We start from the raw sequence: 14702 nt of genomic DNA, 5'->3' as shown, positions 1-14702 counted from the left end.
AGCCTATAGTTAGGCTTAATTTGAAACTACTTCTGTAGTATCACTTACTTGTTGTTCTGGCTCATCATCAATTAAGTCCAACACATTTTTTGAACTCATTAAAGCATTTCTTGTAAAAAATAGATTGATGATTAGAAGAACTGGACCTGATAAAATACCAATTAAATTGAAGATAAATAAACGTTCAATTGTTCTTGAATAAGCTAATAATTTAACTAGGTTTGCTTGTTCTATTTGACGTCTAAAACTTGTTTCATAAACCATTTTAGTAAATAGTTTTCTTACATCATTACTTAATACAGCTAACTTAATTCCGAATACTATTCCTATAATTGAGCTTACAAATGAGAATATTGATAAAATACTTTGAGCAATTATCATCCCTGTTGATATAACACTAGCATCATTGGTTGCAGTTTTCATCACCATTAGAGTACTAATTGAATATGATGAAACTGCAAAAATAATAGATAGGAATCATGCAATAATTACTATTATTAAATATGTCTTTGTTTTTTCGAGTTGTCTTTTAAAATTATTTTTCATTTTTACCTCTAATTTTATTCTATCATGTTTATATGGAAACAGTCTTCTATTCGCATTAAAAAAACTGCATAGCAGCTTTTATCCTTCTCTTTCTGACTCAAATTCAGCACATAACTCTTGGTGTTTTGGACAAGTTAGCACTGAATGATCAGGAGCAAATTGTACATAGTAAACATATTGATTATATTTACGTTGATATAGTTCTTTATTCATGAATTGTAGCTTAACTAGTGGTACATTATAAAGCTCTCTGTTTTTAGGTTCAACATCAATTCTGAAAACTGGATAAGATTCAACTTCTCCACCTAAAACAATATTACTTTTCATAAGTTGTTTTTCTTCTTCTGAGAAGAAATTATTAATATTCTTAAAGTTTTCCTCTAGTATTTGTTCTTGTTCAGTTTTATCCTTTAACATAAACATGATGTCTGTTTCTAATTCTTCGTACATCACAGCTTTAAAAATATCTTTAACGAATAAATCTTTTTGCTTTTTAGCGAAAAGATTGATAAACATTTGATATGGCATTAAATCTTGCACTAGACCAAAAACATAGGTATAAGTATAATTACATTCAGGGCAGTGTGCTTTTACAATTGATCCCATTTGACCTCCGATAATTTAATTATAGACTATAATTTTATATATGTTAGATTTTGAAAAAGATTATTGAACTAAATATCCCCTAATAGCAGGCTTAGATGAAGTTGGACGTGGTTGTCTAGCTGGTGAATTAGTTGTGGCCTGCGTGGTCTTTCCACCTAATTATAGCAATCCTCGGATCAAGGATTCAAAGTTGCTAAGTGAAAAAGTTAGGGAAGAATTATATGATGAAATAATAGTTTCAGCCCTTGCCTATAGTGTTGAAATTCGCAGCCTAGATGATATTAATACTTCAAATCCTAAAGCTCAATCACGTCTTGGTATGGAGCTAGCTTTAGCTAAGTTGCCTTTAAAACCTAACTTAGTTATAACTGACTTTGAGCACATTAATACTACACTGCCACAAATAAATCTAGTTAAGGGAGATAATATTTCACTTTCAGTAGCAGCAGCTAGCATTCTAGCTAAAGTTACTCGTGATCGTATGATGCTACAGTATAGTGAAATTTATCCACAATATGACTTTGAAAATAACAAGGGATATGGAACCAAAAAACACATGAGTGCCCTTGAAACTTATGGAATTACGCCTATTCATCGCATCAAATATAAGCCAGTAGCCAACATTATTGCTAAAAAATCTCTTTAAGGGATTTTTTTAATATTTATTTGCAGACTTATAACCAAAATAAAAATATTATTAAAAATAATATTTTCTATTAAAATTTAAACATAATGATTAAAGCAGAAAATATTACATTCAGATATCGGGAAGATGATATCAAACCAGCACTTAACAACGTCTCATTTACCATTGAAAAAGGGCAATATGTTGCCATTTTAGGCCACAATGGATCGGGAAAAAGTACGCTTTCAAAAGTTTTAGTTGCCTTATTGAAACCTCAATCAGGTTCTTTAAGTATTGATGGAATTGAATACAACAAGGAAAACTTATCTCAAATTCGAAAAAAAATTGGAATTATTTTTCAAAACCCTGATAACCAATTTGTTGGTTCTTCAGTTGAAGATGACATCGCTTTTGGCCTTGAAAATCGTTGCATCCCGCATGATGAAATGAAACCTCTAATTACTAAATACGCTTCCAAAGTTGATATGCTTGATTATCTCGAAAGGGAACCTGAAAACTTATCTGGAGGGCAAAAGCAAAGAGTTGCTATTGCTTCAGTTTTAGCACTTAATCCTGATGTTGTTATCTTTGATGAAGTCACTTCTATGTTGGACCCTAAAGGTAAAAGTAGCGTGCTTGAAATTATCAAAGAAATTCAAGATAGTAAAGCTAAAACATTAATTTCAATTACTCATGATATGGATGAAGCTATTTTAGCTGATAAGTGTTTAGTATTTGCTGGTGGAGAACTGGTTGCAGCTGGATCACCAAAAGATATCTTGAAAAACAAAGAAATCATTGATATAGCTAAAATTGAATCACCATTCATTTATCGGATCAGTGAAAAACTAAATGGCATTGAGCCAACTTACAATGAAAAGGAGCTAATAGAACAATTATGCAAATAAAAATTACAGATTTATCGCACACATTTAGTCCTAAGTCTCCTTGAGAATTTACTGCTTTAAAAAATATTTCTTGTGAAATTAATGATGGCGAATATATTGGAATTATTGGTTCAACCGGTTCAGGTAAAACTACTTTTATTGAGCACTTGAATCAATTACTGAGCCCAAGTACTGGCCAAATTGAATGAGACTTTTATGATGATGTTACTATCACTAAAAAATACATGCTAGCAAAACTAGAAAAAGAATTACTAGCTAAATATCCTGCCAATTCAACTCAATATAAAGCTCAATACAAACAACGTGCAAAAGAAATTAAGCGCACCTTAAAAACAAATAATGCTCGCATTAAGCAACTTAAGAAACAACTTAATAAAGAAGTTGCTCTAGCTGTAGATGCGTTTAGAACTGACTTTATTAAGCAAAAATCAAATAGCTATGAAAACAAAATTCAATTCACGCATGCTCTTGCTACCGAAACCAAGCTATTTAAACTTAATTACATATATGAAAGTGAACTTGGGAAAGAAATTCATCGTTTAAAGTATATTCAAGATAACATTATTTTTACCAAAAATGCCAAAGGTAAAGTTTTTGGTAAAGATCCTAAGCAATTACGTAAGCATGTTGGTATTGTATTCCAATTTGCTGAATATCAACTTTTTAAAGCTACTATTCAAGAAGATATTGCTTTCGGACCAATGGCTTTTGGTGTTGCTAAAGAAAAAGCTTACCAATTAGCTGCTCAATGTCTAGAATTAGTTGGACTTGGACCTGAATATCTTCAAAGAAGTCCTTTTGAACTTAGCGGTGGCCAAAAACGTCGGGTAGCCATTGCTGGTATTTTAGCTATGGAACCTGATTTCTTAGTAGTGGATGAACCTACAGCTGGGCTAGATCCAGTAGGAGTTAATGAAATACTCGAAATCTTACAAGGTCTAAATAACACTGGTAAAACTATTATCAATGTAACTCATGATCTAGATAATATTTTGAAGTATGCTAAAAGAATCATCTTATTTAAACAAGGCCAAATTGCTCGTGATGGTGATCCTTATGAAATTCTTAATGATGTAGAATTTCTTAAAGAAAACAATTTACAACCACCACATTTATTAGCTTTTGCTAATAAACTTAGAGCTAAAGGTATTCCTGTACCTAAGATACTATCTGAAGCTGATTTAATTACTTATTTAAATTCATATCTGGGAGGGAAATAATGAAAAGTGTTTTTGGTCGTTATATCCCTGGAAAAGGTTTCTTATATAACCTAGATCCTAGAATTAAGCTTTTAACAGTTATCCTGTATATTGTAATGGTATTCATGGTGCGATACTTTATTGATATGATTATCTTACTAATTCCATTATTAGTAGTTTATATCACCACCAATAAGCGTGTACGTCCATTATTTAAATTAATGTGATTGCCATTCTTTATCTCATTTATTATCTTTTTTGTCAACATGTATACTATTACCAATCAAACAGTTTATAAAGACTTACAAACTATTTATACTTCAGCTCCAAATGAAGATAGTCGATGCTGATTATTTAATATGTATAATCCTGACAATACTTTTTGGGCCTTTAATACAGGTGGCAGAGAAGAAGAAATGCTTGTTCCACAATTTGATGCCCTTACAAATACTTATAAATTTGTTGCTACCAAATTGCCTATTCAATATGGTGTTTCATTAGATTCAATTAATCGTACAGTGTCTTTATTCTTTAGAATTTACATTATGATTCTGATTACTGCACTGCTAACAAATACCACTCGTCCAATCTTATTAACAAAGTCAATTGAAGATATTTTATGACCTCTAAAATTGATTTTTATTCCAACTCACGTAATTGCCATGATTATTTCAATTGCTTTACGTTTCATCCCTACTTTAATTGATGAAGCTAATAGAATTATGAAGGCTCAATCTTCACGTGGAGTTGACTTTAAGCACGGAAACTTAAAAGAAAAAATTAATGCCTTTTCTACATTAATTATTCCACTATTCGTTTCTAGTTTTGCACGTGCTGAAGACTTATCTAACTCAATGGAAACTCGTGGTTATGATCCCTATGCTAAACGTACAAAGTATAGAAAAATTAAACCAACTTGAATAGATCTATTAGTATCTTTATTCTTACTTGGAATACTAGCATTCTTAATTACCAACATGGTTTATCCACAATACTTACCTGCATGATATACAGTAACTAGAATAATATAAAAAATTAGCCTTTTAATTTGGCTAATTTTTTATACCTAATTGTTACTATTTAAGATAGCTTCAACTAGAATACCTTTATTTACAAATGGCTTAGGATTTTTACCAAATAAGCTATCTGCTAGGTCTGGATAATCAATAAATGGGTTACGCATTTGTTCCATTCTAGCTATTTCGTTATTTCTTGTAACATCCCATGGATCAACTACATCTTTCATATCTCAGTTTAGATATGTGTTTAAGTAGTGAGGTAATAATTTAACAACAGTATTGTCTGTATAAACTGAATCTGAATATCCAATGTTTCTATCTCTATAAGTTACCATGAAATATAAGTAAGCACGAGCAATATCACCTTTAAAGGCATCAAGAGGTTCCATAGCAGGTTGTCCTAAGCTATTTGTTCCAAATTTACTTCCTTGTTTAAATGTTGTAGTTGCAGATGTAACATCATCATGAGCTACATTTCCTCTAATTTTATTTACATAAATATCTGTTGGGAAAACAAATTGTGCATCATTACGTACTGTGTTTTCTTCTTTAAGTCTTTTTGTTTCGCTTTTATTAGCACCTTTTCCGATAAATCAAGATTGGGGAATAAGATGTTCACGATTCATTCCTATTCCTTCTTCATCAGTCTTGTTTTCATCCACTTCTATTTGATATTTAGCATATTCGTACGGATCATTTCCTACTGGATTTTCAGAATAAATGTCTAAAATACTGTTATCTTTTTCATAGTACTTATCTTTAAATGCATCTGAATTATCATATATAGTTTTTAAATAATTGTAGCCAGTTCTAGCAGGTTTAATACCATTTAAATGTTTCTTTTGAATTTCAAGAAGTGCATTTAATAATTCAAGTCCACTTTTTCCATTTGCTGCTGCATAGTAATCGTTTGTATTATCATATCTGTATGTATATTTGCTTTGAGCTGCTGGAACAGCTATTGCAGCTAAATTATTAACTTGTTCCCCTGTAGCAACTGTATTATTATCACCTGAATTATTATTTGCAGCACTTTCAGAAACTGTAAGTTTAATTGCACTTGTATAGGTCTTATCACTGTATTTAAAGCTCTTGTCAGCTTGTTCAACCGCAATCTTATATGTTATTGTAAGAGTATTTGTTGCCTTATCAAATATGCAAGCTACATCTCCATTTGGGTATTCTTTTCCTGATTTAGTTGTAAAAGTTAGTTTGTTAACATTAGCAAGTTGGAATTTAGCATTATTAAAAGCATCTTTAGTTTTTATGAATCCTGTTCCTTTTCTTCTTAGTGCTATAGTTTTATTTTTATAGTCAAATGAAACTGTTTTAGCACTTTGTAATTTATTAATCACATCTTGAGTCACAGCATTAGGAATCATTTCAAATAGGTTATTGCCATCTTTTAAACCAGCATCAGTTAAGGCAGCATCCACAGCAGTTGTACTTGTTCCCGGAGTTACAGGTGCTGTTTTTTCACCTTCTTGAGTTTCAGGTGTTGTGTCAGTTCCTGCTCCTGAGGTTTTTCCACCTTCTTGAGTTCCTGGTGTTTCTTTTTCACCTTCTTGAGTTCCTGGTGTTTCTTTTCCGCCTGCTTGGGTTCCTGGTGTTTCTTTTCCGCCTTCTTGAGTTCCAGGTGTTGTGACAGTTCCTGCTCCTGAGGTTTTTCCACCTTCTTGAGTTCCTTCACCTGATGTATTTGCTCCTGGTTGGTTTCCTGGTGTTACTTTTCCACCTGCTTGGGTTCCTTCACCTGATGTATTTCCACCATTTTGAGTACTTGGCGCTGTTGTACCTCCGGTTTTATCGCCATCTGGTTTTTTATTTGTTTCTCCATTACATTGTGATGCTACTACCGGCATAGCAATAATAGACAATCCAGCTAATGAAAGTAAGAATGTTTTAATTTTCTTCATATTCTCTCCTAAAAATTATTTTCTTAATTTAATTCTAATATATTTTTTAATTTTGGTGAATTTCAGGGCTATTTTTATGAAAATGTTTCTTTCATTCAGATATATATCATATAGCACTATAGTATAGTGGTATTTTTCTCATCTAAAATATACACTTTTTCATTTGATAACTAAGAAATCACTTTAAGATCTACTTTTTTACAAAATATAGTTGCTAAATAAAAAAACCTAAAAAAGATTTTTAATTCCTCTGGTTTCTATTATAATATATTCATATTTATTAACTGTCAAGCAATAGTGCTTGACACCTAAGGAGGACAAATGGTTAAAATTAGATTAAAAAGAATGGGTGATAAATTCAGACCAGTTTACAAAGTTGTTGCAGCTGATGCAAGAGCTCCACGTGATGGTAAATTTATCGAAGCTTTAGGACACTACAACCCTAAAACAAAAGAATTTGTTTTAGATAAAGAATTAACTTCAAAATGAATTAAACAAGGTGCTAAACCAACTGTTACAGTAGCTAACTTATTTAGAGCTCACAATTTAACTTTAGAACTTAAAAAATAATGAAAATTAATTTTCTTACATTATTTCCAAATTACTTTGAACCTTTTATAAACGAAAGTATAATTAAAAGAGCTAAAGAAAAAGAATTAGTAGATTTTTCTGTAGTTGATTTTAGAGATTTTAGTCAAGATAAACACCGAAAAGTAGATGATGAAATCTACGGAGGTGGACACGGGTTACTTTTACAAGTTGAACCTATTGACTTAGCATTAGATTCATTACCAAATCGTGGTGGATACAAAATTCTTGTATCTCCACAAGGAAAGACATTTACACAAGAAATGGCTCAAGAGCTTACTCAATATGATCAAATTACTTTTATCTCAGGTAGATATGAAGGATTTGATGAACGTGTAGTTGATTTAGTTGATTTAGAATTATCAATTGGAGATTACGTCTTAACTGGTGGTGAATTGCCTTCAATGGTAATGGCTGATAGTATTATTAGACTACTACCTGGAGTTATAAAAGAAGAATCACATATCTATGATTCATTTCAAGGTATTGGATTATTAGATTATCCACAATATACTCGCCCTCGTGAGTATAAAGGAATGAAAGTTCCAGAAGTATTATTCAGTGGAGATCATAAGAAAATTGAAGAATGAAAAGTTCAGGCTCAATGAGCGAAAACGCTTAAGAATCGCCCTGACATTATTGAAAGGATAAAACATGAGAAATAAATTATTAGAGTTAGTTGAAAAGTCACAATTACGTTCAGACTTACCAGAATTCAAAACTGGTGATAACGTTAGAGTTCACGTTCGTATTCGTGAAGGTGAAAAAGAACGTATCCAAGTATTTGAAGGTTTAGTAATCAGCAAAAAAGAATCAGGTACAAGAGAAGCTTTCACAGTTAGAAAAGACTCTTACGGAGTTGGTGTTGAAAGAACATTCCCTCTACACTCACCTTTAATTGCACACATCGAAGTAGTTCGTTCAAACAAGGTTCGTAGACAAAGATTATACTACATGAGAGATCGTAAAGGTAAATCAGCACGTCTTAAAGAAATCAAAAGAAACAACAATTAATCAATTTGCCCATAAAAAAATAGCCACTCTTGGCTATTTTTTAAAATCCTTCAGGGAATAAAGCTGTCTTCTTATTTCCATTATTATCAAAACCATTTGGGTAGAATAATTTTAAATTGCTACGATATGAACGAGTTTGGTGTTCATAACCAGTATTATCAATTAAGTTATATCCATAAATAAATTTATTATCAGCTACTGGGATATTAGCAGTTTGTAATAAAGGAGCAAATGTTGCATAAGACATATTATTTCCAAATTGAACACTAGCATCAACCCCATTATAGATACCAACTATTTCTCCAAAGTCATTATATACTATTGAACCACTGGCTCCATAGTATAGGGATGAAAACTTAATATTGTAATTAAATCCATAAAAACTTGCATAAGGTCTATTTCATAATTCTGAATATATTTGAATGTTTCCAGTTTCAATTGGTGATTCAGCATCATTAGTTGCATAATCAAATAACTTCTTATTAGCTATTCCATTAGCAACTCCTGTTCTACGGTTATATTGCGGTAATATCTGATCGCTATATCTTTCTAATGGATTATTTTGCATTCAGTAAGTAAGTTTCATATCATTTCTTGGATATCCAGCAATATAAAGGTCTTTTGCATTGCTTAAGCCTGTGCCATAGGCTGGATTGTTTTGTGATAAGTCTCTTCCTTTAGACAAGTAATCTAAAGTAGGTAAATATGTAGCACTATTAGCATCATAATTTGGATAGGCTTGTTTCAGTTTCATTCTTGCAACATAAGCATCAACAGCATTAAGCGCCTGTTTAATTCAATTTGTTAATGTAGCATCTGCCTTCGTAAGGTCAACATCTAGTTCTAAAATTCCAAAGTCAGTATAGAAAGGTATTTTGCTTGGATTTTGATTTATAAAATTTTGATAGTTCTTACGTGTATCGTCATCCATTAAACTATTATCAAGTTCCTTTTGCTTTTGAATCTTAAAGGCAGCTCATTTAGTATTTATTTCATCAGCAAATTGGTCATATGTGCTTTGATCCATGTAATCAACAGCAGCAAATAATACTTTAGGATTGCCAAAAGCTTCTGAATATGATGTATTATTAAGTGAACTATAATCTGCAGTAGTTAATAATGAATTGTTAGCATAATATTTAACGTATCCACCTATCTGACTGAGGTTTTGGTTCCAACTTTCATTAGCTATTGAACCAAAGGAAGTTGGCATATTGCTTTTTCCAAGAGCAAATCCTCCAGGAGTATTTCCACTTGGGTCATTATAATTAAGCTCTTTATCAATAGTTGGAGTATTGGTATTACCATAATTTCCTAGGACGTGCATGTTAGTTGCTATAAATAACTTATAGTGATTATCGTCTACCTTATGATAATCAAGAACTCATCCAGTTCCTTGATCTTGAATTAATCTCTTTTCTCCATTAGGATCTATTAATGTTGCTGGGCGAATTGAGAATGTTCTATCTCAAATTTCCTTATACATAGCATCTGCATTAACTGCTTTATATTTTGAAACATAATCTGGATAACTATTTGCTTGCATAATTGCTGCTGCTGGATTAAATGGTGGCATAATTACAGGTGGAACAACTGGCTGTGGCTCTGGATTTACAGGTGGAACAACTGGCTGTGGCTCTGGTGTAGGCTTAATTGGTTCAGGGGTTGGACTAGGCTGTGGTTCTGGTTGAGGTTTAGGTGTCTCAATAACATCACCTATTTTTCTAAAACCTCCTATTTCCTTGGTAATTAATTTTCCAAGTTCTGGATATCCCTTACTAATAAGAGCTAAAGTTAGCTTAATGATTCCTTTTCGATCATCACTTTCAAGCCCTAAAGCTCTTCCTTTATAACTACCTGATAGCTGTAATGTATATTCTTTAGTATTAACCCCATTGATTTCTAAGTTAGTCAAAATAATTTGTGATGGGTAAGTTTGCTTCATATTAACATCAGTTTTTATGCTAACTGAAAGCATATTGGCTTGAAGATTTAAATCCGTCACAGCTTGTTGATATTTTTCTTGTTTTTCTTTTTCTAGTGCAGATGGTTGATCGCATGCACTAGCAATTGGAACTAGTCCAATAATTGCACTACTTCCTAGAATCATTTGTCATATATATTTTTTCATATAAGAATTATATTAAAAATACTTCTATTTTATTTAGAAGTACTTTTGATTATTGTTCCAAGGCTTTTTGGTCAATTAAGGCAAAGAATTCTGCTTCTGAAATAATTTTTGTGCCTAGTTTTTTAGCCTTTTCTATTTTGACTTCACCAACATTTTCTCCACAGACTAAGTAATTAGTTTTTCCAGAAATTGACTTATGAACAATACCTGAATTATGTTCAATAATTTCTCACATTTCTTCACGACTAACTGCCATTTTTCCAGTTACCACAAAACTAAGACCTTCTAGTAATCCTGTTGTTTCTTTTTTAACTACAGTATAGTGCAATTCTTGATCTAAAGCTTGCATTTGCTTAACATGTTTCTCATCAGATAGATAATTTCTTAATGAATCAACGATTTCAGGGCCAATAGTATTTATTTGCATTAATAAGTCTAAGTTATAGTTACATAAGTCTGTTAAGGAGTTAACTTCATTAGCTATTAATTTAGCTACTTCTAGTCCAATGTTTTTGATTCCTAGCCCAAAAATAACTTTATATAATTCGACATTTCTAGAAACCTTAATTGATTCCAGAATATTATCCATCTTCTTATCTTTAATATTGAAGTTACCTTGAATAATTGTTTCTTTTAAATCAGCTAGGTGGAAAATCGAAACAAAATCAGTTATAAATTTGTTGTCATAAAATAATTCAACAATTTTATCCCCAAGAGTCATAATATTAAGAGCTTTTCTTGAAACAAAGTGAATAAGTTTTTTGATTTTCTTAGATTCACAATCATCATTTTCACAGAATTGATCAACAATTCCAAGCATTTCTACTAGTTCACTTCCACATGCTGGACAATATAATGTTTTAGGGAAGATATCTGCAGTATTCTTTTGTTTCATATCAATTATTTTAGGAATAATTTCACCAGATTTAATTACCACAACTTGATCCCCGATGTTTAATTGTAAATTGCGGATAAAGTCATAGTTGTGCAACGTTGCTTTCTTAACCATAGTTTGATTTAGTTCCACAGCAGTTTCAAACTCAGCAACATAAGTAATTTTTCCAGTACGTCCTACAGTGGTTTCAATTTTCGCAACTATAGGATAGGCTTCTTCAGTTTTGTATTTATAAGCAATTGCATAACGAGGGAATTTAGCTGTTTTTCCTAAGGCATCTCAATATTGCAATTGATTAAGTTTGATAACAAATCCATCACAATCATACTTAAACTTATCTTTATAAGCTTCGAATTCATTAATTCGATTAATAATTCCTTGTGCATTTGTTTCTACATAACCATATTCATGAGTTGGAAGTCCAAGTTCCTTGATAAATTGCAGCAATTTATCTTGGTGAAAAATATTATGTTCAAGTGGATTAACTATATCATACATAAGAACTTGCAAGTCTCTTTGCAGTAACAATTGTGAATTCTTTTGTCTTAAGGTTCCAGCTGCCATATTTCTGGTATTAGCAAATTGTTGCACACTAGGTTCGATAGGCTTAGTTACTTTTTTACCTGCAGCTAAGTCTTTTTCGTATTTAGGAAGTTTGATATTATAGTATTCATCAACTTTTTCTTCATATTCTTGTTCAAGCATTGCGTTAGTTTCAATCAGTTTATCTTTAGTTACATAAACTTCACCCCTAATTTCAATATCATTTAAATAAGGGATGCTTTTTGGAATTGATCTAATTAAAATAGCATTCTTAGTAACATCTTCGCCTACTTTTCCATCTCCCCGTGTTACAGCTCTAATTAGTTGACCATTTTGATACATTAGTGAGATAGAAAGCCCATCAATTTTAGGTTCTAAATTAAAACTAATTTCTTTATTAAGTAATTCACTTTTGACATCATCAACAAATTTTGTAATTTCTTCAAAGGTATATGCTTTAGCTAGCGAAAGCATAGGTTTTTGGTGAGTATACTTACTAAAATCTAAACTAGGTACTCCACCAATTTTCTTAGTTGGTGACTCAGGTAAAATGAATTCAGGATACTTGATTTCTAATTCCTCTAATTCGCGGAGTAATTGGTCATAAACATAGTCTTCTACCATTGGATTATCTAAATTATAATAAGCATTATTTAACTTATTTAAATAGCTAGTTAATTCTGCAATACGAGCTTGCGCAATTTCTTTTTTTGATTTGTTAACATTCATAATTTATATTATAACTTTTAATTTTTAGAATGCATCGCAATTCTATCGTTATCTTACTTAATATCTAATTAAGCAAATAAGGTGTCTATTTGCTAAATTTTCTATTCATTTAGTTACTTTACTATATAATTATTACAACGAAAAGAGGACAAATGCAATTCGAAACCAAACACATAGATATAAACAAAGAAGAATGAATTAATGCGCAACACCAAGCATTAAGCCAACTTGAAAGAAATAAAAAAGAAGGCCAAAAAATTGAACAAGCTTTAATTTTAGAAACAGCTGCTCACAATATTTTAACTTTCTATAGAAATACAGAATTACAAACTAACAATGACTTATACAAAGATAGAATTTACTTCTTACCTATTGCTTCTGATGTGAAATTTACCATTGAAGCTATGAGCTTTGATTTAAAAACTTACTATCAAGACCAACTTGACCAATTTAATTTAGAAATTGACCCAAATATTGAATTCAAAATGCCATCTGATTTTGAACAAAGAGTTGAATTATTTACTCAAAACTTTATTCAAAAATACAGATTTAAGATTGAAAGCAGTAAGCAAACTGTTGAAGCTGGAGACAATGTTGAATTCAAGATTTGACCAGTTCAAGCTCCAGATCAAGCTGAAAAATACAATGCTGTAGCAAATGCAGAATCAAAAAATCCAATTGAACAAGCTTTAGTTGGTTTAAAAGTAAATCAAGTTCAAGAAGTTGAAGCCTTTGGAACTAAATTCCAATTAGAAGTATTAATGATTTTCTCATACCAAGAAATGCCAATTACTGAATTAAATGTTCACTTACTTAACATTCCTAACATTAAATCATTAGCTGATGTTAAAGCTCACATTTTTGAAGTAACACAAGCTCAAACAGTAAATGACGAAATTTTCTCTTATGGTGAAAAAATTATGAGCTTAATTTTACAATCAAATAAAGGTAAACTTGTAATCCCAGAAGATTTAATCGAAAATGATATTAAAGCCTTTGAATTTTCATCTGAGTTTAAAGGTGATAAAAAAGAAGTGGTAGTTTCTACAATTGAAAACTACTTCTGAACTATTCTAGCAATGAAGAAATTTGACTTCATTATTACTCAAGAAGATGTTGATTCAGAATACAAAAAGCTTTCAGCTATTATTCCAGCTGACCAACTTCAACAAATTGGTGGTCAAAGATTATCAAACATTATCTTATTTAAAAAATTAGGTACAATTTACTTACAAAAGTACCAAACAGCAGAATTCGCTAAATATGAAAAAATATTAAAAAATTATTTTGCTAAAAAATAATTGTGTTATAATATTTCCAGTGGTTATAGCAGAGGGGATCACCTGATACCATTCCGAACTCAGTAGTTAAGCCCTCTAGCGCCGACGATAGCAGAGATGTGAAAATAGGGCACCGCTGTTTTTTTACACTTTTTTTATTATCTAAAAAACAAAAAGTTAATTTTTTAACTAAAAAAACATAAAAAAATAACTTTTTGTTTTTTTGTTGTATAATTAATTCGAAAAAAGGAGTAAATATGTTATACGAATCAAATAAAACTCAAGTAAATGAAGTTCTAACAACTAAACCATCATTATTATTAGAAGTGTTTTATGCTTCATGATGTGGTCCATGTAAAATGTTTAAAGCTGTCTTAGAAGAATTAGCACAAAAAGATAATATTGAAGTTTATAGAATTAATATAGATGAAAACAGAGATTATGCTTATGAAGCAAATGTAGCTTCAATTCCTTATACACGTGTTTACAAAGATGGTGTTTTAGTTTCAACATTCTTAGGTTACAAACCTTATGCTGAATTAAAACAACTTTTAGGACTTTAAGCAGGGGTAATACACTCTGCTTTTTTGCTAAATTTTGTTTATTTTTTTATAAGCAAAATTGTAACTTTTACTGTTACTTTTTTTTTTTTTTTAGAACCTATGTTTTACTAAAAATATATAATTTTATTATTAATAAAATG

14 protein-coding genes and 1 rRNA gene are annotated in these 14702 nt (G+C 30.9%); 10 read left to right on the top strand and 5 right to left on the bottom strand.

Features of this window, described 5'->3' with window-relative positions; all coding sequences use genetic code 4:
* Positions 1-15 precede the first annotated feature (15 nt).
* Positions 16-546, bottom strand: a complete 531-nt coding sequence (locus ACM0IS_RS00370; RefSeq protein ID WP_416756307.1) for a hypothetical protein — start codon at positions 544-546, stop codon at positions 16-18.
* 78 nt (positions 547-624) lie between these two features.
* On the bottom strand, positions 625-1152 hold the full coding sequence (locus tag ACM0IS_RS00365) for a hypothetical protein (RefSeq protein WP_416756305.1): 528 nt from the start codon (positions 1150-1152) through the stop codon (positions 625-627).
* A gap of 40 nt (positions 1153-1192) precedes the next feature.
* Here ACM0IS_RS00365 and ACM0IS_RS00360 point away from each other — a divergent pair, with 40 nt between their 5' ends.
* The 4 genes from ACM0IS_RS00360 (at position 1193) to ACM0IS_RS00345 (ending at position 4915) form a co-directional block, all read left to right on the top strand.
* Positions 1193-1798, top strand: a complete 606-nt coding sequence (locus tag ACM0IS_RS00360) for a ribonuclease HII (RefSeq protein ID WP_416756304.1) — start codon at positions 1193-1195, stop codon at positions 1796-1798.
* An 86-nt stretch (positions 1799-1884) separates the two neighbouring features.
* The gene (locus ACM0IS_RS00355; protein WP_416756302.1) at positions 1885-2685 is read left to right on the top strand and encodes an energy-coupling factor transporter ATPase; all 801 of its coding nucleotides are present in this window, start codon (positions 1885-1887) and stop codon (positions 2683-2685) included.
* A complete protein-coding gene (locus tag ACM0IS_RS00350) occupies positions 2676-3905 on the top strand; it encodes an ATP-binding cassette domain-containing protein (protein ID WP_416756301.1) in 1230 nt (409 codons plus the stop codon). The genes ACM0IS_RS00355 and ACM0IS_RS00350 overlap by 10 nt, the downstream gene beginning before the upstream one ends.
* Complete coding sequence (locus ACM0IS_RS00345; RefSeq protein WP_416756299.1) at positions 3905-4915, top strand: energy-coupling factor transporter transmembrane component T family protein; 1011 nt, start codon at positions 3905-3907, stop codon at positions 4913-4915. Before ACM0IS_RS00350 ends, ACM0IS_RS00345 begins: the two co-directional genes overlap by 1 nt.
* A 35-nt stretch (positions 4916-4950) precedes the next feature.
* On the opposite strand, the gene ACM0IS_RS00340 is transcribed toward ACM0IS_RS00345, so the two are convergent.
* Positions 4951-6819 carry an endonuclease gene (locus tag ACM0IS_RS00340; RefSeq protein ID WP_416756296.1) on the bottom strand — a complete coding sequence of 623 codons (1869 nt, stop codon included), beginning with the start codon at positions 6817-6819 and terminating at the stop codon, positions 4951-4953.
* Positions 6820-7140: 321 nt separating this feature from the next.
* Between ACM0IS_RS00340 and rpsP the strand changes: the two genes are divergently transcribed.
* Genes rpsP through rplS form a run of 3 tightly spaced genes read left to right on the top strand, consistent with a single transcriptional unit; the run spans position 7141 to position 8421 of the window.
* Positions 7141-7389 (top strand): 30S ribosomal protein S16, encoded by a 249-nt coding sequence (rpsP, locus tag ACM0IS_RS00335; protein ID WP_416738577.1) that lies wholly within the window; start codon positions 7141-7143, stop codon positions 7387-7389.
* A complete protein-coding gene (gene trmD / locus ACM0IS_RS00330; RefSeq protein WP_416756295.1) occupies positions 7389-8072 on the top strand; it encodes a tRNA (guanosine(37)-N1)-methyltransferase TrmD in 684 nt (227 codons plus the stop codon). The genes rpsP and trmD overlap by 1 nt, the downstream gene beginning before the upstream one ends.
* On the top strand, positions 8062-8421 hold the full coding sequence (gene rplS, locus ACM0IS_RS00325; protein WP_416756294.1) for a 50S ribosomal protein L19: 360 nt from the start codon (positions 8062-8064) through the stop codon (positions 8419-8421). Before trmD ends, rplS begins: the two co-directional genes overlap by 11 nt.
* A 40-nt stretch (positions 8422-8461) precedes the next feature.
* Here the strand turns inward: rplS and ACM0IS_RS00320 are convergent, their stop codons facing one another.
* Positions 8462-10552 (bottom strand): MIP family Ig-specific serine endopeptidase, encoded by a 2091-nt coding sequence (locus tag ACM0IS_RS00320; protein WP_416756292.1) that lies wholly within the window; start codon positions 10550-10552, stop codon positions 8462-8464.
* 49 nt (positions 10553-10601) lie between these two features.
* Positions 10602-12719 carry an NAD-dependent DNA ligase LigA gene (gene ligA, locus ACM0IS_RS00315; protein ID WP_416756291.1) on the bottom strand — a complete coding sequence of 706 codons (2118 nt, stop codon included), beginning with the start codon at positions 12717-12719 and terminating at the stop codon, positions 10602-10604.
* Between the two features lie 152 nt (positions 12720-12871).
* Between ligA and ACM0IS_RS00310 the strand changes: the two genes are divergently transcribed.
* The 3 genes from ACM0IS_RS00310 (at position 12872) to ACM0IS_RS00300 (ending at position 14562) form a co-directional block, all read left to right on the top strand.
* Positions 12872-14020 carry a trigger factor-related chaperone gene (locus ACM0IS_RS00310; RefSeq protein WP_416756289.1) on the top strand — a complete coding sequence of 383 codons (1149 nt, stop codon included), beginning with the start codon at positions 12872-12874 and terminating at the stop codon, positions 14018-14020.
* Between the two features lie 15 nt (positions 14021-14035).
* Positions 14036-14141 (top strand): 5S ribosomal RNA (gene rrf / locus ACM0IS_RS00305).
* A gap of 115 nt (positions 14142-14256) precedes the next feature.
* Positions 14257-14562 carry a thioredoxin family protein gene (locus ACM0IS_RS00300; protein WP_416756288.1) on the top strand — a complete coding sequence of 102 codons (306 nt, stop codon included), beginning with the start codon at positions 14257-14259 and terminating at the stop codon, positions 14560-14562.
* The last annotated feature ends 140 nt before the right edge of the window (positions 14563-14702 follow it).

The sequence above is a fragment of the Mycoplasma aquilae ATCC BAA-1896 genome (genome assembly GCF_048074525.1).
In the GTDB taxonomy this organism is placed as follows: domain Bacteria; phylum Bacillota_I; class Bacilli_A; order Mycoplasmatales; family Metamycoplasmataceae; genus Mycoplasmopsis; species Mycoplasmopsis aquilae.
This window is presented reverse-complemented; position numbering and strand designations above follow the sequence as displayed.